29 protein-coding genes are annotated in these 20,515 nt (G+C 37.5%); 2 read left to right on the top strand and 27 right to left on the bottom strand.

Annotation, left to right across the window (positions count from 1 at the left end):
- Window positions 1-325 precede the first annotated feature (325 nt).
- Window positions 326-1,339, top strand: a complete 1,014-nt coding sequence (locus CDIMF43_RS03270) for a tyrosine-type recombinase/integrase (protein ID WP_109841168.1) — start codon at window positions 326-328, stop codon at window positions 1,337-1,339.
- 318 nt (window positions 1,340-1,657) lie between these two features.
- Here CDIMF43_RS03270 and CDIMF43_RS03265 read toward each other — a convergent pair whose 3' ends face one another.
- The 3 genes from CDIMF43_RS03265 to CDIMF43_RS03255 all read right to left on the bottom strand — a co-directional run bounded on the left by CDIMF43_RS03265 (window position 1,658) and on the right by CDIMF43_RS03255 (window position 4,341).
- On the bottom strand, window positions 1,658-2,581 hold the full coding sequence (locus CDIMF43_RS03265; protein ID WP_109841167.1) for an SDR family oxidoreductase: 924 nt from the start codon (window positions 2,579-2,581) through the stop codon (window positions 1,658-1,660).
- Between the two features lie 150 nt (window positions 2,582-2,731).
- Complete coding sequence (locus CDIMF43_RS03260) at window positions 2,732-3,784, bottom strand: LLM class flavin-dependent oxidoreductase (RefSeq protein WP_233218281.1); 1,053 nt, start codon at window positions 3,782-3,784, stop codon at window positions 2,732-2,734.
- On the bottom strand, window positions 3,781-4,341 hold the full coding sequence (locus CDIMF43_RS03255; protein ID WP_109841166.1) for an NAD(P)H-dependent oxidoreductase: 561 nt from the start codon (window positions 4,339-4,341) through the stop codon (window positions 3,781-3,783). Before CDIMF43_RS03255 ends, CDIMF43_RS03260 begins: the two co-directional genes overlap by 4 nt.
- A 115-nt stretch (window positions 4,342-4,456) precedes the next feature.
- Between CDIMF43_RS03255 and CDIMF43_RS03250 the strand changes: the two genes are divergently transcribed.
- Window positions 4,457-5,002: a TetR/AcrR family transcriptional regulator gene (locus tag CDIMF43_RS03250; RefSeq protein WP_109841165.1), complete on the top strand. Its 546-nt coding sequence runs from the start codon at window positions 4,457-4,459 to the stop codon at window positions 5,000-5,002.
- Window positions 5,003-5,156: 154 nt separating this feature from the next.
- Here the strand turns inward: CDIMF43_RS03250 and rpsI are convergent, their stop codons facing one another.
- The 24 genes from rpsI to CDIMF43_RS03130 all read right to left on the bottom strand — a co-directional run bounded on the left by rpsI (window position 5,157) and on the right by CDIMF43_RS03130 (window position 20,499).
- Window positions 5,157-5,549, bottom strand: a complete 393-nt coding sequence (rpsI, locus tag CDIMF43_RS03245; protein WP_034572058.1) for a 30S ribosomal protein S9 — start codon at window positions 5,547-5,549, stop codon at window positions 5,157-5,159.
- Window positions 5,550-5,562: 13 nt separating this feature from the next.
- Entirely contained in the window at window positions 5,563-6,006 is a 444-nt protein-coding gene (gene rplM, locus CDIMF43_RS03240) for a 50S ribosomal protein L13 (protein ID WP_057002217.1), read from the bottom strand.
- A gap of 141 nt (window positions 6,007-6,147) precedes the next feature.
- Entirely contained in the window at window positions 6,148-6,627 is a 480-nt protein-coding gene (locus CDIMF43_RS03235) for a GNAT family N-acetyltransferase (protein WP_233218280.1), read from the bottom strand.
- Complete coding sequence (gene truA / locus CDIMF43_RS03230; RefSeq protein WP_109841164.1) at window positions 6,617-7,447, bottom strand: tRNA pseudouridine(38-40) synthase TruA; 831 nt, start codon at window positions 7,445-7,447, stop codon at window positions 6,617-6,619. Before truA ends, CDIMF43_RS03235 begins: the two co-directional genes overlap by 11 nt.
- A gap of 65 nt (window positions 7,448-7,512) precedes the next feature.
- Window positions 7,513-8,310, bottom strand: coding sequence for an energy-coupling factor transporter transmembrane component T family protein (locus CDIMF43_RS03225; protein ID WP_034572066.1), 798 nt, complete (start codon window positions 8,308-8,310; stop codon window positions 7,513-7,515).
- Window positions 8,307-9,182, bottom strand: a complete 876-nt coding sequence (locus tag CDIMF43_RS03220; protein WP_109841163.1) for an energy-coupling factor ABC transporter ATP-binding protein — start codon at window positions 9,180-9,182, stop codon at window positions 8,307-8,309. The genes CDIMF43_RS03225 and CDIMF43_RS03220 overlap by 4 nt, the downstream gene beginning before the upstream one ends.
- Window positions 9,158-9,997, bottom strand: coding sequence for an energy-coupling factor ABC transporter ATP-binding protein (locus CDIMF43_RS03215; RefSeq protein WP_109841162.1), 840 nt, complete (start codon window positions 9,995-9,997; stop codon window positions 9,158-9,160). Before CDIMF43_RS03215 ends, CDIMF43_RS03220 begins: the two co-directional genes overlap by 25 nt.
- Window positions 9,998-10,148: 151 nt before the next feature.
- On the bottom strand, window positions 10,149-11,318 hold the full coding sequence (locus CDIMF43_RS03210) for a M20 family metallopeptidase (protein ID WP_074402181.1): 1,170 nt from the start codon (window positions 11,316-11,318) through the stop codon (window positions 10,149-10,151).
- A gap of 18 nt (window positions 11,319-11,336) precedes the next feature.
- The gene (locus tag CDIMF43_RS03205; RefSeq protein WP_109841161.1) at window positions 11,337-12,542 is read right to left on the bottom strand and encodes a DUF819 family protein; all 1,206 of its coding nucleotides are present in this window, start codon (window positions 12,540-12,542) and stop codon (window positions 11,337-11,339) included.
- Window positions 12,543-12,861: 319 nt separating this feature from the next.
- Window positions 12,862-13,242 carry a 50S ribosomal protein L17 gene (gene rplQ, locus CDIMF43_RS03200; RefSeq protein WP_034572077.1) on the bottom strand — a complete coding sequence of 127 codons (381 nt, stop codon included), beginning with the start codon at window positions 13,240-13,242 and terminating at the stop codon, window positions 12,862-12,864.
- 26 nt (window positions 13,243-13,268) lie between these two features.
- Window positions 13,269-14,213, bottom strand: a complete 945-nt coding sequence (locus CDIMF43_RS03195) for a DNA-directed RNA polymerase subunit alpha (protein WP_034572079.1) — start codon at window positions 14,211-14,213, stop codon at window positions 13,269-13,271.
- Window positions 14,214-14,286: 73 nt separating this feature from the next.
- Window positions 14,287-14,676, bottom strand: a complete 390-nt coding sequence (gene rpsK, locus CDIMF43_RS03190) for a 30S ribosomal protein S11 (RefSeq protein ID WP_034572082.1) — start codon at window positions 14,674-14,676, stop codon at window positions 14,287-14,289.
- Between the two features lie 26 nt (window positions 14,677-14,702).
- On the bottom strand, window positions 14,703-15,068 hold the full coding sequence (gene rpsM / locus CDIMF43_RS03185) for a 30S ribosomal protein S13 (RefSeq protein ID WP_034572084.1): 366 nt from the start codon (window positions 15,066-15,068) through the stop codon (window positions 14,703-14,705).
- A gap of 31 nt (window positions 15,069-15,099) precedes the next feature.
- Window positions 15,100-15,213 (bottom strand): 50S ribosomal protein L36, encoded by a 114-nt coding sequence (rpmJ, locus tag CDIMF43_RS03180; protein WP_010052089.1) that lies wholly within the window; start codon window positions 15,211-15,213, stop codon window positions 15,100-15,102.
- Between the two features lie 34 nt (window positions 15,214-15,247).
- Entirely contained in the window at window positions 15,248-15,466 is a 219-nt protein-coding gene (infA, locus tag CDIMF43_RS03175) for a translation initiation factor IF-1 (protein WP_010052088.1), read from the bottom strand.
- Between the two features lie 248 nt (window positions 15,467-15,714).
- Window positions 15,715-16,362, bottom strand: a complete 648-nt coding sequence (locus tag CDIMF43_RS03170) for an adenylate kinase (RefSeq protein WP_074402179.1) — start codon at window positions 16,360-16,362, stop codon at window positions 15,715-15,717.
- A 59-nt stretch (window positions 16,363-16,421) separates the two neighbouring features.
- Window positions 16,422-17,714 (bottom strand): preprotein translocase subunit SecY, encoded by a 1,293-nt coding sequence (gene secY / locus CDIMF43_RS03165; RefSeq protein WP_074402178.1) that lies wholly within the window; start codon window positions 17,712-17,714, stop codon window positions 16,422-16,424.
- Window positions 17,714-18,154, bottom strand: coding sequence for a 50S ribosomal protein L15 (gene rplO, locus CDIMF43_RS03160; RefSeq protein ID WP_034572090.1), 441 nt, complete (start codon window positions 18,152-18,154; stop codon window positions 17,714-17,716). Before rplO ends, secY begins: the two co-directional genes overlap by 1 nt.
- A 42-nt stretch (window positions 18,155-18,196) precedes the next feature.
- Complete coding sequence (gene rpmD / locus CDIMF43_RS03155) at window positions 18,197-18,376, bottom strand: 50S ribosomal protein L30 (RefSeq protein ID WP_034572091.1); 180 nt, start codon at window positions 18,374-18,376, stop codon at window positions 18,197-18,199.
- 15 nt (window positions 18,377-18,391) lie between these two features.
- Window positions 18,392-18,892 carry a 30S ribosomal protein S5 gene (gene rpsE / locus CDIMF43_RS03150; protein ID WP_074402177.1) on the bottom strand — a complete coding sequence of 167 codons (501 nt, stop codon included), beginning with the start codon at window positions 18,890-18,892 and terminating at the stop codon, window positions 18,392-18,394.
- Window positions 18,893-18,912: 20 nt separating this feature from the next.
- Entirely contained in the window at window positions 18,913-19,269 is a 357-nt protein-coding gene (gene rplR / locus CDIMF43_RS03145; protein WP_074402176.1) for a 50S ribosomal protein L18, read from the bottom strand.
- Between the two features lie 44 nt (window positions 19,270-19,313).
- Entirely contained in the window at window positions 19,314-19,850 is a 537-nt protein-coding gene (gene rplF / locus CDIMF43_RS03140; protein ID WP_074402175.1) for a 50S ribosomal protein L6, read from the bottom strand.
- Between the two features lie 31 nt (window positions 19,851-19,881).
- A complete protein-coding gene (rpsH, locus tag CDIMF43_RS03135; RefSeq protein ID WP_034572100.1) occupies window positions 19,882-20,280 on the bottom strand; it encodes a 30S ribosomal protein S8 in 399 nt (132 codons plus the stop codon).
- A 33-nt stretch (window positions 20,281-20,313) separates the two neighbouring features.
- Window positions 20,314-20,499 carry a type Z 30S ribosomal protein S14 gene (locus CDIMF43_RS03130; RefSeq protein WP_010052071.1) on the bottom strand — a complete coding sequence of 62 codons (186 nt, stop codon included), beginning with the start codon at window positions 20,497-20,499 and terminating at the stop codon, window positions 20,314-20,316.
- Window positions 20,500-20,515 lie beyond the last annotated feature (16 nt).

Raw genomic sequence — 20,515 nt, 5'->3', positions numbered from 1 at the left:
TATTATAGAATTGTAATTGTCCTTCCGTTTTAAAACCTATAGTCCTCTCAATTAACGAACCAAGTATAGGTGGACAGTCTGTACACCAAAAAATTTTGATTTGCTTTTCAGATGTTTTTTAGCCAGTCAGCTATATATTGAGGAATAGCTAATTCCATTCTCTACTGTCAATAATAACTTTGTAACCTGAAACATCCATACTATGACAAAACGTTTAAAACTCTACAACAAGCAAAACAAGCTGATTTAGATTTTGATAATTATATTCAAGAAATACGAAGGAGACAACATATGAATGATTTTGAGCTTGGTGGAAATATGATAATTGAGGATTTTTGTATCAAATATTGGTATGATGCTTATATCAATGGTTCAACAAGTTCTTATCCTACCCAACCCACCTGCTATACAGAACACTAAAGATATGTTTAGACTTCATATCTTGCCAATGCTCGGAGAACAGACATTAAACTTTTTAAATAACCACCCTGAATTTGTTACACCTAGAATGACTGCGAAAGCTAAAGAATACGCTAATTTTAAAGTTCTAAGGTGTTACGTGAATCAGGTTTTTGATTTAGCTGTTCACTATAAATATATTGAATACAACAGGGTTGCTGAACCACTTAAAAAAATAAAAGCTTTTAAAAATATTCAGCTAGCAGAAAGTAAACTTGATGAAGACAAGTATCTAAACGAAAATGAATTGAATTACTGCTTCAAAGCAATTAATGAAGACTACAAAAATGGCGATTTAACCACACAAGAATATACGCTATTTTGGACAACATTCTTTTTGAGTTGTAGGAAAAGTGAATGCTATGCACTTCAATGGAAACATATTGATTTTGAACATAATTGTATTCATTTAGATCAAACATTGGATAAAAATGGAACTGTAAAAGCTACTAAAGGACGCAAGAAAACAACGCTTAAAATATCAGCAAATTTAAAAGCTATTTTAAGCGCTTGGAATGAGCAGCAGAAAAGAGAGCTGAAACAACTTGGAAATTCTCAAGACCCTAATCAGTTCCTCTTCACTTTCTGTGATAGTCAAGGAAATATTAACAAACGGGTTCACACGGATTATTTAAATTACAGAATGAAAGTAGTCGAAAAACGACACCCTGAGCTCACACATGCCTCACCCCATAAACTTCGACACACTTCAGCAAGTTTAGCTAGTAAGCACGGAATGTCGTTAGACGATATTATGGAGGCTTTGACTCATAGTGACCAAGAAACAATGAAAATTTATATTAATATAAAGCCTACTGTTAGGATTACGCCTGCAGATTACACCTTTGATAATATTTCTGAATGTAGCGGTGGGGAATAGGTGGAGATTCCAAAAAAAGACTCCCAGATAAAATATCTGAGAGTCTTGTAAATCCCTTGATAACAAGGTTTTAACGTTTTGAGAATTGTGAAGCTTTACGGGCTTTCTTAAGACCTGGTTGGCTGTTCCTAAATTTTATAGAGTTGAAAAACACTATATTATCTGTATTTACAGCGCTCTTTTAGGGCAAGTAGTTTCACTAAATTTTATTGAATTTTAGATACTCGTTACCAATATTCGTAACCAAAATAAATTACTTGCACATCAGAATATGAAGCAATTGGGGCCCCCTTGAACACTACATTAAAAATATAATCCTTAATCTATTTTAAACTGGTCTTTATTTTCTTCTACAAATTCTTTAAATGACGTTAATTTGATATCATATTTTTTTAATAAATCAATGTCCACATTGTATCCAACTACATTGTCCCATTCTTGACCTGCGATAGATAATGGATGAATTCCATCCTTTTCTGCTTCTTCAATAGTAAGCGTTGAAACGTTAAGCTCTTTTCCAGTCTCCTCTGAAATGATTTCAGTAATTTCATTATATGATATTGATTCAGCAGCCAGTTCAATACTCTGTTGATTGAATTTCTCAGGGTTTTCAAAGGCTGCACAAACGAACACAGCAAGGTCTTTAACTGAAATATAATCGATAAGTGTATCTGCAAAGGTGACTGTTTTTATTTCACCTTGTTTAAAATCAGGATACATCAATTCAACTTTATCAATGAAATTTTCCATAATCACTGCTGGTTTCAAAATTGTCCATGAAGGAAAACCTGCAGAACGAACGGCTTCTTCCCCATCCCATTTATCTGTCCAATACTTTTCAAACCAGTAACCTGTTCCCCATTTTGGAAACTCCGTGTATCTGCTTGTCGCAGCAACAGACGTATGCACAAATTGTTTCACTCCACTTTTCACTGCGCTTTGAATAACTGCCAAAACTTGCTTTCTCTCTCTATCCGTTTCAACAGTATCCATTCCAGAGATTGGTACAGAAAATACAGCATCAACATCTTTCATAGCACTTTCCAAAGAAGAAGGATTATCAAAATCACCTACTACAGCTTCCGCCCCTTTTTGAATAAGCGCTTGCGATTTAGGCGCATTTTTATCTCTAACCAAAATTCTTACTTTAAATCCCTGTTTTAATGCTTCATTTGCAACAGCGCCTCCTTGAAGTCCAGTAGCACCAACAACTAAAACTAATTTCTGATTATTTGAATTCATGTATAAATCACCTTTCAAGTTTAAATTTTTATCATTAATCAAAGTATTTAAAAACTTTACCAAACATATTACAATCACTTTATTATGTTTTTGCTTAAAAATTCAAGTACTGTCTTTTTTAATCAATTCCTGTCATTACATTCCTAATTTTTAAAATTTCTCATTAATGACTTCTGATAATAATTGATATGATTTTATTTGATCCCCTTGATTATAGATAAAACTATTGACAATAATCTCATCAAATTGCACTTTATTTTGTAGCGCTTTTAATTGTTTTGTGACAGTATCTTTATTTCCAATTAACGACAAGCCTGTCATCTGTTCAACAACCTCACGCTCGCGATTTACAATTCCTTCAATTTCAAAGGCAATTGGACCAAAGTGAGGAACTTTCGTTGCAGCGATATAGTCGTTCCATAACTGCTCTTCATCTTTTGGTGGCAAAATCCCTTTAGGATTCCCTGTTACTAATGACAACACGCCTTGCATTTGAGAAGTTGCTAGTCGTTTTGCTTCTTCATCTGTATCTGCTACAAAAGCATTCACACCAACAATCACATACGGTTCTTTCAAATAATCACTTGGTTTAAATTCCCTGTGATAAATAGCCACAGCCTCTTCTAAATGAGTTGGTGCAAAATGGGAAGCAAAGGCATATGGTAATCCTAATTTTGCCGCAATATGTGCACTGTCTGGACTAGAACCTAAAATATATTTAGGAATCGCTAAGTCTTGTGCTGGATAGGCATGTACCGATGCTGTTCCTTTAAAATAACTTTCTAGCTCAGCAATTTCTTCTTCAAAATCCGAATTCAATGTTTTAGAACGTCTTAAAGCTTGTGCTGTTACACTATCCGTTCCAGGAGCTCTTCCCAATCCTAAATCTACTCTACCTGGATATAAAGTTTCAATCGTTCCATATTGTTCGGCTACTAAATATGGACTATGGTTAGGTAACATGACTCCACCTGATCCCACACGGATTTTTTCTGTATTGGCTAATGCATGTTGAATTAAAATTTGGGTCGCACTACTGCCGATTGGTCTACTATTGTGATGTTCTGCAATCCAATAACGCTCATAGCCAAATTCTTCGGCTTTTTTAGCTAATTGAACTAAATCATGATACGCTTCAAGGTAAGTTTGACCTTCTCTTAAATAAGCTAAATCTAACACTGAAAATTTCATTTTTCTTTTCATTTAGCTAATTCACCTGCTAAATTTGCTACTTTTCTAGCTGTATGACGAGCCTTTTCAGCGTACTCCTTCGAAATTTCTTCATTGATGCGTGTTCCATAACTCACACCGTATAAAATTTCGTAACCTGCTAATTCCATCTCAGTAGCTTCCACAATTCCTTTAATTGGTATTAATAAATCTTGTTCATAAACAGCCTTTTCTCCTTTATAGTAGGATTCTGGTGCTCCAGCAGTCATTAATAATACTAACTTTTTACCAACTAATGCATTTCCTTCTGGGCCATGTGAGAAACCATTTAAGAAAACATCCTCCACCCACTTTTGCATTAAAGCAGGCATATGGTACCAAAACACTGGGAATTGTAAGACGATAATATCGGATTCAACTAATTTCTCTTGCTCTTTTTGTACATCAATTTTATAGTCTGGATATAACAAATCCAATCTATCAATTTCTGCACTGGGTAAAAGTTCAGTTAGTTCCTTAAAAGCAGCTTTATTTGCTACTGATTCTTTCTCAAAATCTGGATGTCCTGTTACAATTAATACTTTTTTCATTTTTATTCCTCCTTCAACCAAACTTGACAATGTCAATGTTTAATCGTATTATATGAATTAACATTGACACTGTCAATGTTATTAGCTAAACTTAGACAGAAAGGAGTGTTTGTAAATGTACCAAGGAAATAACCCTACCGCCCTAATTTCACAACAATTATTATTAGAAGCTTTTACTCAGCTTTTGAATAAAAAAGGATTCAAAGATATCACAATTAGTGAATTATGTACCCAATCTGGCGTCTCACGTCAAACTTTCTATAGTCTTTACAAAACAAAGGAAAACCTATTACTCCACCATTTGCAAATCATTTCAAAAGAAACGAGTTCTTATAAACACGGTTCTGAGATCACACTCATAGAAACCTGTAGAAATTTTAGTAAGTTTGTTATTAAGCGAAAAAAGGATTTGGAAATAATCATTGAAAATGATTTAATGGATATCTTAAAGTTATTAATTTATCAAGAAACAGCCACATGTAGAGATAGTTTTATTACCGTTGATGAAGATGAGGCATTTTTGGCTTTAGAATTTATGGCTTCAGGTTTAGCACAGCTTACCAAGTCTTATCTAATCAATAATAAGAACCCCAATGAAGATGAACTGACGCAAATAGCTTATAAGATAATGTCTGGGAGCATTTATCGTGCAATTAAATGAATATTTTTTATAGATAGAGGAATACAGAAGTGCCTATCAAAATGAATAGCTGGTTACGAGGTACGAAAAAAGTCGCCACCAAACTCGTTACCAAATCAAAAAAAGACACCTTCCAAAAAATGGAAAGTGTCTTGAAATCCTTGATATAAAAAGATTAACGTTTTGAGAATTGTGAAGCTTTACGGGCTTTCTTAAGACCTGGTTTTTTACGTTCTTTCATACGTGGGTCACGAGTTAATAGTCCAGCCGCTTTTAATGGTGCGCGGAATTCTGGGTCAACTTGTAACAATGCACGAGCGATTCCGTGACGAGCAGCGCCTGCTTGTCCAGTGAATCCTCCGCCATTTACGTTAACGTGGATATCGTAGCTTCCTAGAGTTTCTGTAGCTGCAAGAGGTTGTTTTACTACCTCGTGTAGGTATGGAAATGGAATGTATTCAACGATATCTTTTTTGTTCATGATGATTTTACCTGTTCCTGGTACTAAACGTACGCGAGCAGTTGAATTTTTACGACGGCCTGTGCCGATATATTGTACTTGTGCCAATGAAATTCCCTCCTTAAATTAGGTTGTTGATGTCCAATAATACTGGTTGTTGTGCTTGGTGTTCATGTTCAGTTCCACCGTAAACGTTTAATTTAGTAAATTGTTTGCGACCTAAAGAAGTCTTTGGTAACATACCTTTTACTGATAATTCAACTAATTTACGAGAATTGTTCGCACGTAATTCGCCAGCTGATACTTGTTTCAAACCACCTTGGAATCCACTATGGTGATAATAGATTTTGTCAGTTGCTTTTTTACCAGTTAATTTAATTTTGTCTGCATTGATTACAATCACGAAATCCCCTGTATCTACATGAGGTGTGAAAGTTGGTTTATTTTTACCACGTAAAATAGTTGCTACTGCTGTAGATAGACGTCCCAATGGAATATCAGTTGCGTCTACTACGTACCATTTACGGTCTACTTCGTTTGTTTTAGCCATATAAGTTGTACGCACGTTAATTTCCTCCATATTCTTATCTGTTTGTTTGAATGCACAATAAGTTTCCGGGGCTCATCGTGGGGGCAAACAATACCATCTAACATATTACCGTTTTTTATCGGTTTTGTCAATCCTATTTCAAACTTTTACCAGAATTTATTTGTTTAGCAAATACCCCATAAAGACATCCTCTACATATCGATCCTTGATCCAAAATTCATCTTTTAAAACGCCCTCTTCAACAAATCCATGACGTTTATAAAAACGAATGGCCCCTTCGTTCGTCCCTAATACCCGTAGTGATAACTTATGAATGCCGCGTTCTTTAGCAAGCTCTTTAAGCTTTGACACCAACAAATTCCCTACACCTCTACCTTGCGCACTTGGCAAAACGCCAATGTCTAGCAACCAGGTTCTTTGATGCGCTGCTAAGCCTGTTGGGGGATGAAAGCCTAACAAACCTAAGACCTCCCCATTTTCAACTGCAACTAAATGTGAGCCAGTAGGATAGCGCAGTTGAAATTCAGCAACACTATTATAGGTCGTCACAGATGGCGTGTTTAAATCGTTCCAAATACTATTTTCAATGGCTACCATTCCGGGGTAATCTTCTACTAAACTTAATCTAATCTCCATTTTCACTCAGCTCCTTTTGTCGATCCCAAGCTTCCTTTTCAGCAATTTTTCCAGCAATTTCAGCAGCATTCAAATAATACACTTTTTTTAAATAGAGTCCGTGAGGCAAGGCTGTCGGTCCTGCTTGTTGTCGGTCTTTTGCTTCGATGATGCGTTTCATATCGGTGACAGGTCGACGTCCGTTTGCAATTTGCATCAACGTCCCTATTAAAATCCGAACCATATTGTATAAAAAGCCATTGCCATAAAATTCAAAAATCAATTCATCACGCGTTTCATCTTTCGTTACGGTTGCTTCATAGATTGTTCTAACTTTATTTTCACGTCCACTTTTCACCGCACAAAAGCTTGTAAAATCATGAGTTCCTACAATATCCTTTAATGCTGCTTCCAAATACTCCATCTGAATGGGGTAGGGATGGTGTAACGTATAATCTCTTAAAAATGGATCAGCAACTTTGCTGATATTGACTCGATACTGGTATCTTTTGCCATTTGTAAAGTAGCGGGCATGAAACTGATTGTCTGCAATCTCTGCTTCTATAAAGGCCATTTCATCTGTTGTTAAGCTATTTAAAGCCCGAAGCATATTAGCTGGTGGAATCTCACTAGGATAGTCAAAGTGAATCACCTGCCCTAATGCATGGACACCTGCATCTGTTCTACCCGAAGCTTGGATTTTGATGACGGTGCCTTTCGTCATGGTTTTTAAGGCTTTTTCGATTTCTCCTTGAACTGTTCGACACTTTGGTTGAATCTGAAAACCAGCAAAATGCGTGCCATCATATTGAAGAGTTACTTTATAGCGTGTTGTTTTCATTCGATTTCTCCTTGTTTCTGCTAATAGAAAAGACTATTTCAATTAGAAATAGTCCTTCAAGTTGTTTAAGTTCTTAAATATACAAGTAAAACCGTTACCACTGCGTATACTAAAATGACAAGTGTATCATTGCGTTTCCATTTTAGTAAGCGATACTTGGTTCGACCTTCCCCACCTTGATAGCCTCGAGCCTCCATTGCCGTTGCAAGCTCTTCTGCTCGGTTAAAGGAACTGACAAAAAGTGGGACTAGTAATGGGACGATGGATTTCATTTGTTGAAAGACATTCCCTTCACCAAAATCAACTCCACGAGCCCGTTGAGCGTTCATAATTTTTTCCGTTTCATCCATCAATGTCGGAACAAATCGCAATGCAATCGACAGCATTAACGCAATTTCATGCACCGGAAATTTCACTACATTTAATGGGCGTAATAAAAATTCAATCGCATCGGTTAATGCTAAAGGCGCCGTAGTTAACGTCAATAAGGTCGACATAAAAATAATCAACACAAAACGACAGAAGATAAATACACCGTTTAACAACCCAAATTGTGAGATGACAATTGGTCCCCACTCAAAGTAGACCTCGCCGCCTCGGCTAAATAAAACTTGTAAGACAACGGTAAACAAGATTAACCAAATTAGTGGTTTTACGCCGTTAATAAAAAACTTATACTTGATTTTAGAAAGAGCAATGGTTGCCATTGTAAAGGCAAATAAAAATAAATACGTTTGCCAATTGTTTGCTAAAAAGATAATACCAATAAAGTAGAAACTTGCTAGTAATTTTGCTCGCGGGTCTAAACGATGAATAATCGAATCCCCAGGTATATAACGACCAAAAATCAGTTTGTCCATCATTTGCCGTCACCTGCTTTGTCTTGAATTTTCGCCACAAGTAAATCAGCTAAAGCCTCTGTCGTTAATGGCAGTTCGCCTAAGTCAATGCCTGTTCGTGCTTCAAAATAGTTACTGAAAGCAACCGCCGTTGGCACTCCTAATTGTTTTTCCTTTAACCAATCGGATTCTTTAAAAATCTCACTTGGCAAGCCTTTTTTCACAATTGTGCCACCTTCTAAAACAACCATTTGATCCGCATAATCTGCCACGTCATCCATTTGATGGGTTACTAAAACGATTGTCAGTCCCTTTTCTTTATAGAGATAGTGAAACATTTCCATCATATCTAGACGTCCTTTTGGATCTAAGCCTGCTGTTGGTTCATCTAAGACCAAGACATCTGGCTCCATCGCTAAGACACCTGCAATCGCCACACGGCGCATCTGGCCACCGGATAGATCAAATGGTGAGCGTTCCATATAAGATCCGTCTAAGCCCACCAAATCAAGCATTTCTTTTGCTAGCGCTTTGCCTTCTTCTTCCGTTGCGCCAAAATTTCGAGGACCAAATGCAATATCCTTTGCGATGGTCTCTTCAAAAAGCTGCGCTTCTGGAAATTGAAACACAATACCAACTTTTTTACGGATGCCTTTTAGGTTCTTATTATTGGTTTCGGGTGTAATCACACGATCGCCAATCGTTACAACACCTTCAGTAGGTTTCATTAGCGCATTTAAATGTTGTAATACAGTCGATTTTCCACTACCAGTATGCCCCACTAACGCTGTAAAACTGCCTGATTTGATTTCTAAATCAATATCATATAAGGCGCGATTTTGAAAAGGAGTGCCTTTTTGGTAGGTATAGCCTACTTTTTCGAAAGTAATGTCCATAGCCAATCCACCATCCCTTCCTCAGTTAAATACTCTTCTGGTACTGTGATATTTCTAGTCTTCAATGCTGACTTTAATTTTTCTGGAAATGGCAAATCTAAGCCCATTTCAATCAGCTCATCCCCATAAGAGAAAATTTCTTCTGGAGTCCCTTCTTTAATCAACTTGCCCTCTTTCATCACTAACACACGATTTGCACTAGCCGCTTCATTGATGTCATGAGTGATTGAAATCACCGTTAAATTAGCAGTCTCTTTGATTGCTCTCACAGTCGCAAGTACTTCTTCTCGGCCTTGAGGATCCAGCATACTTGTTGCTTCATCTAAGATAATAATATCTGGACGTAGTGCCACCACACCGGCAATGGCCACTCGTTGCTTTTGACCACCTGAAAGTCTGGCCGGCTCTTTTTCAAGATAATCCGTCATTTTCACTTTATCAATTGCGTCTTTTACGCGTTCTATCATTTCTTCACGGGGAACACCTATATTTTCTAAACCAAAAGCTACATCATCTTGAACCGTTGAACCTACAAATTGATTGTCTGGATTTTGAAAGACCATACCAACCATTTTTCGAATATCCCAAACAGATTCTTCCGTTAAAAGATGTCCGCCAACGGTAACCGTTCCTTGAGTTGGAGCTAGTAACCCATTAATGGTTTTCGCTAAGGTGGATTTTCCTGAACCGTTATGTCCAATAATTGCGATCCATTCTCCTGCTTCAATATCAAGTGAGACACCGTCAATTGCTAAACCTTCTGCATCTGGATGATATTTATAGGATATGTCATTTAATGTTATAATTTTCTCCACTGACGAAACCTCCATATTGATTCAATTCAATCCCTATAAGACTATCAAAAAAGAGAGTCTTATGCAATATTATTTGTTTTAACTCCCTCTATTATAATGTTTCTGAAATTCAAAAACTAGCCTAAAATTTTCCCTTAGACTAGTTTTTTTATTAGTTATTTAAATAGTTATATGCGTACTGAGCATACATCTCTGCCCCCATTTTCATTGCGTCTTCATCAACGTTGAATTTCCCATGGTGGTGCGCCCATTCGGTGTCTTTATCTGGATTTCCACAGCCCACTAGAGCAAAGCAACCTGGAGTATGTTCTGTAAAGTAGCTAAAGTCTTCTCCACCAGTAGTTGGTGGCTCTTGAAGTAAGGCGTCCTCACCAAAGCTATCTTGAATAATTTTTTGCGCAAACAAGGCGTCTTCTTCATCATTTACAACTGGAAGCGTCCCGTATTGGTAATCAACGGCTGCTGTTGCTCCGTAAGTTAACGCTGTATGTTCTGCATATCGTTGAATCGCTTTTTTTACTCGCTCTCTGGTTTCAATACTAAAGCAACGAACGGTTCCTTCTAAACGTGCATTTTCCGCAATGACATTGAATCGCGTTCCAACATCCATTCTACCAATCGTCACTACTACTGGATCTAACGGATGTGTCTCTCTTGAAACGATTGCTTGAACGTTCATCACAAAAGCAGAAGCTACCATCGTTGCATCAATACAAGCGTCTGGCATTGCTCCATGTCCTCCTCGTCCAGTAAAATCAATTGTGAATATATCAGCCGAAGCAAATGAAGAACCTACTACACAAGAAACTTTTCCAGAAGGCATTTGTGACCAAATGTGAATGCCAAAAACATTGTCTACTCCTTCGACAGCACCTTGCTCCACCATCGCTTTAGCCCCTTTTGCATTTTCTTCAGACGGTTGAAAAATAAATCTTACAGTTCCTTTAATTTCAGATTGAATGGCCTTTAAGGCTTTGGCTGCCGTTACTAACATTGCGGTATGAGCATCATGTCCACAGGCATGCATTTTACCGTCTTCTAAAGATTGATAAGCTAATCCTTCATTTAATTCTTGAACAGGCAACGCATCCATGTCAGCACGTAATGCTACTGTCTTACCAGGTTTCCCTCCAACTAACTCTGCAATCAGACCAGTAGGAACTGTTTTTCTATAAGGAATTCCTAACTTATCCATTTCATCTGCTACTTTTTGAGTCGTACGAAATTCTTCCCATTGCAATTCTGGGTGTTGATGTAAATCTCGTCTAAATGCAATCATTTCTTGTTCATATTTTTGAATACTAGCTTTTAAATTCCCCATCAATTAAGCCCCCATTTTTTATAAATTTGATAGAATACTTGAAAAAATCCCTGCCAAAACAACAGATACGATTGTCACCGTGATAAAGCCTGCTACTAGCATCGGAGGCAACATATGACTTGTGAGTGCTTCCTGCTCCTTCTTATCTTCTGTCAACGCTTGAATCACTTCGTTCGTAATAATATAATCTGCTGGAAAACCATAAAGCGCCGTTAACGAAACTGCAAAAGCCATTTCTTTACTCACCCCTAGTAACCTTCCAACAATTGCTGAAAATACATACATTCCAAATACTCCAATAACAATAATTCCGACCATCGGCACTAATAATTCTTTTAACATTTCGGGTGTCGCATTTTTTAACCCATCAAAGATGAACAACATCAATCCTAAAATTGCAAAACCAAAACCATTTGCTTTTTGAAGTGGTTGCTTTTCTAAAAATCCACTACTTGAAGCTATAACGCCAAATAATAAACACAAAACAAACGGGCTAACTGAAACAAATGGAGCCAACCAAACAGAAACATAATAAGCGAACATTCCAACAATGGACAATCTAAAAAATCTAGAAAAGTTTGTATGATAACGCTTTGGAACTTTGGCAAATAATTTAGGGATTTCTTCATCCTCTTCTTTTATTGCTTTTTCCTGTTCTTGTTCATTTGTAGGAACCCATTCGCCACTTCGGTATTTGGCTAACATTCGTTTGCCTTCCTTTTTTAACATAATCGATGTCAAAGGATACCCCGCAAAACCTTGCATCACATAAATCAAAATTGCCAGCACGGACAATGACATCAAACCAGCCTGTTGTGCTGCTTCTGACATAATCAAAGAAGAAACAACCCCACCTACCAATGGAGGGACCGCTATTAAAATCGTTTGTAAATCAAAAAACAACATCCCAACTGTTAAAAGTAAGACAACAATTCCAGCAATTCCTGACAGTGTGATGACAATCGTTTTCCACTGATTGATTAGCTCTTTCACTGAAAGCAACGTTCCCATATTGGTAATTAGCAAGTACATCAGTAACGTAGCTACGACACTTGGAATACCTGCGACTTCAACAATATTTGCTGGAAAAATAGTCCAATACCCAATAATAAACAAGACTGCACAAACAAAGACAGAGGATACCCAAGCTTTCGTTTTAGCAGATATAATATCTCCTATGTATAAAATTCCCATCAATAAAGTAAAAGCTAACATTTGCGACATAAACATTCCCCATTTCGTATTATTGTCAGAATATTCTGATTTGTAACAGTATACAAAAGAACCTTTTGAATTGCAAGCTTATTTTAAAACAAGTGTTAGTTTACGATTTTAATCAAAAAAAAACAGTTTTTACGAGCTCTTTTAAAAGAGTTTCGTAAAAACTGCTAGAAAACAAAAAAAATAATCACCTTTGATGAATTTACCTCCCCTGAAAACAATCAGGGGAAGTTTCGAGCTAGACTTGGAAGTAAACTTCCATCATCGTAACACTCTTTACAAACATCGATAAAGTGAAGCATTTGTAATGTTTAAATTGAAATTAAACCAATTCAATGATAACCATTGGTGCAGCGTCTCCGCGGCGAGGTTCAGTTTTCATGATACGAGTGTATCCACCTTGACGCTCAGCGTAACGAGGTGCTACATCGCCAAATAATTTTTGTAAAGCTGATTCAGTAACAATTTTTTCGCCATCTTCTTTAACAGAAGCAACTTCGTTACGAACAAATGCAGCTGCCTGACGACGAGCGTGCAAATCGCCACGTTTACCTAAAGTAATCATTTTTTCAGTTGTAGAGCGAACTTCTTTAGCACGAGCCTCAGTTGTTACAATACGTTCGTTAATGATTAAATCAGTCGTTAAATCGCGCAACATTGCTTTACGTTGTGAACTTGTACGTCCTAATTTACGGTAACCCATTGTGATTTTCCTCCCTTGATACGGTACTAGTCGTCTTGACGTAGACCTAAACTTAATTCTGCTAGTTTAAATTTCACTTCTTCAAGTGATTTACGACCAAGATTACGCACCTTAATCATTTCTGCTTCAGATTTGTCTGTCAATTCTTGAACAGAATTAATACCAGCACGTTTCAAACAGTTGTATGAGCGTACAGATAAATCTAGTTCTTCAATTGTCATCTCAAGCATTTTTTCTTTATGCGTTTCTTCTTTTTCTACCATGATTTCAGCTTTACGGGCTTCATCAGTTAGATTTACGAAGATATTTAAATGCTCTGTAAGAATTTTAGCTGCTAGACTCACAGCCTCTTCTGGGCTAATAGAACCATCTGCCCATACATCAAGTGTTAATTTGTCAAAGTTATCTTTTTGACCCACTCGAGTATTTTCTACTTGATAGTTCACACGACTAACTGGGGTGTAAATCGAGTCGACTGGTAATACACCAATAGGCATATCATCGTGTTTATTATGTTCAGCTCTTGCATAACCTCTTCCTGATTTTGCAGTTAAACGAACGTGGAAACGTGCGCCTTCAGCTACTGTACAAATGTACAAGTCAGGATTTAAGATTTCAACATCGCTATCATAAGTGATATCGGCTGCTGTTACAACTGCTGGACCTTTTACATCGATTTCAATCGTTTTATCTTCACCAGAATATAACTTGAGTGCAAGTTTTTTAATATTCAAAATGATTGAAGTTACATCCTCAACAACGCCATCAACGGTTGAAAATTCATGTAAAACACCATCAATTTGGATAGTAGTTACTGCTGCACCTGGAAGAGATGACAACAATATACGACGTAGAGAATTCCCTAGCGTTGTACCATAACCACGTTCAAGTGGTTCTACAACGAATTTACCAAACTTGGCATCATCGCTGATCTCAATCGTTTCAATTCTTGGTTTTTCAATTTCGATCATTCTATACATACCCCTTTCAAAACGTTAAGTTCATGTTACTGAGTGCAAACAAGTTCAATGTAGCAGCTCTCAATTAAACACGACGGCGTTTTGGAGGGCGGCATCCATTATGAGGAACTGGAGTTACATCACGAATACCTGTAACTTCTAAACCAGTAGCTTGTAATGAACGAATTGCAGCTTCACGTCCTGAACCAGGACCTTTTACAGCAACTTCTACAGTTTTCATACCATGTTCCATACACGCTTTAGCTGCAACTTCTGCTGCCATTTGAGCTGCGAATGGAGTTGATTTTTTAGATCCACGGTAGCCTAATGATCCAGCTGATGACCATGAAATTGCATTCCCATGAGTATCAGTAATCATTACAATAGTATTGTTGAATGTTGAACGGATATGTGCTACACCAGATTCAATATTCTTTTTCACACGACGTTTACGAACGACTTTTTTTCCTGCCATGAAGAGTTACCTCCTAACTTAATTAATTATTTTTTCTTGCCTGCAACTGTTCTAGCTGGGCCTTTACGAGTACGCGCGTTGTTTTTCGTGTTTTGTCCACGAGTTGGTAAACCACGGCGGTGACGCATGCCTCGGTATGATCCGATTTCCATTAAACGTTTGATGTTTAGGTTAACTTCACGACGTAAGTCACCCTCAACTTTCAACGAGTCAATTTCAGCACGGATGCGATCTAATTGATCATTTGTTAATTCACGTACACGAATTTCTTCTGATACGTCTGCAGCTTTCAAAACTTCGATAGCTGTGTTTTTACCGATTCCATAAATATAAGTTAAAGAGATTACTACACGTTTATCACGTGGAATATCTACACCTGCAATACGAGCCATTACAATTACACCTCCTGTATATTTTTAGTTATTATCCTTGACGCTGTTTGTGTTTTGGATTTTCACAAATTACCATAACACGTCCGTTACGACGGATAACTTTGCATTTTTCACAAATTGGTTTTACTGATGGTCTTACTTTCATGAACTATACCTCCCATTTTATTGACGGAGTACAATTATTTAAAGCGATAGGTAATGCGACCGCGAGTTAAATCATACGGTGACAATTCTACTGTTACTTTGTCTCCAGGTAAAATACGAATGTAGTGCATACGGATTTTTCCTGAAACATGAGCCAATACAACATGCCCATTCTCAAGTTCCACTTTAAACATTGCATTCGGCAAAGTTTCAACGACTGTTCCTTCAATTTCAATGACATCGTCTTTAGCCACGCCTAGTACCTCCTTAAAATTGTTTCGCAAATCAATGCGATAAACTTAGCGAGAACCTTGGCCCCCACCATTCTGTTTCATCTTAACCTATTAATTCTATCACAATATAGACGCATTGAAAAGCCAAGACCCCGAATATTGTACCATAGAATTAAAATAGTGACAAGCCCCTCATGAGACTACCGCTTTCCTCGTTCAACAATTTGGATAAAACGAGGCTTCATTTTCGTCATTAAAGAATTAAGCTTTTATTTTTCAATAATTGCTTTTACTTCTTTGAAAACATCGTGAATGTCTTGGTCACCTTTAACAGTGTTCAAAACATGGCGCGTTTCATAAAAGTCTAACAAAGGTTCTGTTAACTCTAGATTAATATTAATTCTGTTTTCAACTGTTTCAGGTTTATCATCATCTCTTTGATAGAAATCATGTCCGCCACAGCGATCACAAGTTCCTTCAACTGTTGGAGGATTAAATACTTTATGATAAGTAGCCCCACAAGTGCGGCAAATGATTCTCCCAGTCAAACGTTCCATTAAAATGTCTTTATCCACATGAATGTTGATAACGGCATCAATTTTTTTACCCAGATCTTTAAGGATTGATTCCAAAGCTTCCGCTTGGTTAAGCGTTCTTGGGAAACCATCTAATAAAAATCCTTCTTTTGTATCAGCTTCAGCTAAACGTTCTTTTACAATCCCGTTTGTTACTTCGTCTGGTACGAGTTCGCCTTTATCCATAAAGGATTTAGCTTTTAAACCTAAGGCTGTTTCATTTTTGATAGCAGCTCGGAACATATCACCAGTTGAAATATGTGGAATTTTATAAGTATCCACAATTTGTTCAGCTTGTGTGCCTTTCCCTGCACCAGGAAGACCCATTAAAATGAGATTCATGTTTTTCCTCCTTAAATGTAAGAATGAGTGCTGAAGGAAATCCCTCAACACTACTGTTCTTATTGTATAAAGCCTAGATAGTTACGCTTAATCATTTGGCCTTCTAATTGTCTAGTCGATTCTAATGCAACACCTACTACGATAAGTAAGCTTGTTCCACCAAGACCAATAGACTGAGGTAGGTTCCATAAGTTTTGCGCGATAATAGGTAAGATTGCAATTAAACCTAAGTAAACTGCACCGACTGTACTTAAACGCATTAATACGCCTGAGATATAATCTTCTGTCCCTTTACCAGGACGCACACTTGGAATATATCCACCTTGCTTTTGTAAGTTTTCTGAAACTTTTTCTGGATTCACTTGAATGAATGCATAGAAGAATGTGAAAACAACAATCAACAATGTGTATAAAACCGCACCTGCTGGTTTTTGATAATTAAAAATATTATTCATAATGATATACCATTGATCGTCAGCATGTGTCTTAGCGAAGAATCCCATAATCGTTTGCGGAGTTACAATAAATGAACTTGCAAAGATAACTGGGATAACACCAGCAGAGTTAACTTTTAATGGTAAGAACGAACTTTGGTCGGAACCAGTCGCACGTTTAGAATATTGAATTTTAATTTTTCGTTTTGCTGTTTCAAAGAATACAACAAGTAACACTACTGCAAGAATTGCAACAACTAAAGCAATAGTGAACAAGATTGCTTTCCAAAGGTCTGGTCCAGCATTTTTGATTTGTGAACTATAATAGGATGCAATCCCATCTGGAACACGAGCCACAATACCGGAAAAGATAATCATAGAGACGCCGTTCCCAAATCCCTTAACAGTGATTTGTTCACCCATCCACATCACTAACATCGTACCTGCTGTTAACATCAAAGCAATACTTAGGTAAGTCATTGTCCCTGGATTTTTAATTAACCCAAACCCAGATAAAGCGTTAAATCCGTAAGAGATACCGATTGATTGGACAAATGCCATGATAATCGTTAAATATCTCGTTACTTGATTTAATTTTTTACGACCAACTTCCCCTTGCTTCGACCATTCAACAAACTTTGGAACAATGTCCATTTGAAGTAATTGAACAACGATTGAAGACGTGATATAAGGCGATACACCCATCGCAAAGATAGAGTATTGACTTAACGCGCCACCACCAAAGGTATTAAGCAAGCCGAAAATTCCAGAATCTGAAATTTGTGATACGGCTTTAGCGTTAATGCCCGGAACCGTTAAATGCGTTCCTAAGCGAAAAACGATCAAAACACCTAAAGTGAATAATATTTTGTTTCTAATGTCTTTTACTTTTAATGCACTATTCAGTAATTTGATCATTAGATCACCTCGATTGAACCACCAGCAGCAACGATTGCTTTTTCTGCTGCTTCGGAGAACTTGCTTGCTTTAACAGTCAGTTTACGTTCAACTTGACCATTACCCAAAACTTTAATCCCAGATTTTTCATTTTTAACGATACCAGATTCCACCAACAATGCTGGTGTAACTACTGTTCCGTCTTCGAAGCGATTTAATGTTTCTAAATTAACGATTGCAAATTCTTTGCGGTTAATGTTAGTAAAACCACGTTTTGGTAAACGACGGAATAAAGGTGTTTGTCCACCTTCAAAGCCTAAACGTACTCCACCGCCTGAACGTGAGTTTTGTCCTTTTTGACCGCGACCTGAAGTTTTACCATTACCAGATGAAGTTCCACGTCCAACGCGGTTACGCACTTTACGAGAACCTTCAGCAGGTTTTAATTCATGAAGTTTCATATAGATTGGGCACCTCCTTCAATAATAAGTCTCATTCTGTTTTTAAACTTCTTTTACGTCCACTAAATGCGAAATTGTGTTAACCATGCCTTTGATTGCTTCATTAGCAGGTTTTACAACAGTGCTGTTCAGTTTGTTTAAACCTAGAGCTTTCGCAGTATCTTTTTGATTTTGAGGACGTCCGATAACGCTACGTTTTAAAGTAATTTCTAAATTAGCCATTTCTTATTGTCCTCCTTAACCTGTAATTTCTTCAACTGATTTGCCGCGAAGTTTTGCAACTTCTTCAACACGTTTCAATTGTTTCAAACCGTCAACTGTTGCACGAACCACGTTAATTGGAGTGCTTGAGCCTAATGATTTACTTGTAATATCAGCAACACCTGCTAACTCAAGGACCGAACGAACGGGACCTCCAGCACTGACTCCAGAACCGGCTACGGCTGGTTTCATTAAGATGTTTCCGCCGCCAAAGCGTCCGATAACTTCATGAGGAATTGTTGAATCTACCATTGGTACTTCAACAAGATTCTTCTTAGCATCTTCAATTGCTTTACGGATAGCTTCTGGTACTTCTTGGGCTTTCCCAGTACCGAAACCTACGTGACCATTTCTATCTCCGACAACTACTAAAGCAGCAAAACGTAAACGACGTCCACCTTTAACAACTTTAGTAACACGGTTGATAGAAACGACACGGTCTTCTAATTCCAAATGTGTTGGATCGATATAAACCATGAATGGTATTCCTCCTTTTATTAAAATTCTAGTCCATTTTCGCGAGCAGCTTCAGCTAAAGCTTGTACACGGCCATGGTAAAGGTAACCACCACGGTCAAAGACTACTTCTTTAACGCCTTTTTCAACAGCGCGTTTAGCTACTAAAGTTCCCACAGCAGATGCTAGTTCAACTTTAGTTTCGCCTGATACTTCTTTATCTAATGTAGATGCACTTGCTAGCGTTACACCCGCTACGTCATCAATTAATTGAGCGTAGATGTTTTTGTTTGAACGGAAAATGTTCAAGCGTGGGCACTCTGCAGTACCTGAAATCTTAGAGCGAACTCGTGCGTGTCTCTTTTGACGCATTTTGTTTTTATCTAGTTTCGTAATCACAATTGTCACCTCTTTAATAGTTTATTTAGGCTATTCGCAGGCGATTATTTACCTGTTTTACCTTCTTTACGACGAACGTGTTCTCCAACGTAACGAATTCCTTTGCCTTTATAAGGCTCTGGAGGACGTACTCCGCGGATATTAGCAGCTAATTCGCCAACGCGTTCTTTGTTAGCTCCTTTGACAATTACACTAGTGTTTGAAGGAACTTCAACAGTAATACCTTCTTCTGGTGTAAATTCAACTGGATGTGAGTAACCAACGTTCAATACAAGTTTTTTACCTTGTAATTGTGCACGGTACCCAACCCCGATTAATTCTAAAGCTTTTTCAAATCCTTCTGTTACTCCGATAACCATATTATTTAGGTTAGCGCGCATTGTTCCGTGTAAAGCACGGTTTTCTTTATCCTCGTTTGGACGAGTAAAAGTAATTTCGTTACCTTCCACATGCATTGTAATGTTAGGGCTGAAAGAGCGAGTTAATTCACCTTTAGGTCCTTTAACAGTAATATCGTTACCATTTTCAGTAACAGTTACTCCTGCAGGAATTGTGATTGGTTTTTTACCAATACGGCTCACAGCAATGCACCTCCTTGTTTAATCTTAAATATTACCAAACGTAAGCGACGATTTCGCCACCAATGTTTTTAGCTCTTGCTTCTTTATCAGTGATAACACCTTCAGAAGTTGAAACGATCGCAATTCCTAGTCCGTTAAGAACTTTAGGAACTTCACCAGTTTTAGCGTAAACACGTAAACCTGGTTTAGAAATACGTTTCAATCCAGTGATAACACGTTCGTTGTTTTTTCCATATTTTAAGAAAACACGGATAACACCTTGTTTGTCATCTTCAATATACTCAACATCTTTAATAAAACCTTCACGTTTTAAAATTTCAGCGATATCTTTTTTTATTCTTGAAGCAGGCAATTCTAGTGATTCGTGACGCACCATGTTGGCGTTACGAATGCGCGTTAGAAAATCTGCAATCGGATCTGTCATGACCATTGTACTTATTACCTCCTTTTTGCAAGTATCGTTTTACCAGCTTGCTTTCTTCACGCCGGGAATTTGTCCTTTATAGGCAAGTTCGCGGAAGCAAATACGGCAAAGTTTAAATTTACGATAAACTGAATGTGGACGACCGCAACGTTCGCAACGAGTGTATGCTTGTGTTGAGAATTTTGCAGGGCGTTTATTCTTAGCAATCATTGATTTTTTAGCCACGTAGTTCGCCTCCTTT

Source organism: Carnobacterium divergens (assembly GCF_900258435.1).
GTDB classification, from domain to species: Bacteria; Bacillota; Bacilli; order Lactobacillales; family Carnobacteriaceae; genus Carnobacterium; species Carnobacterium divergens_A.
This window is presented reverse-complemented; position numbering and strand designations above follow the sequence as displayed.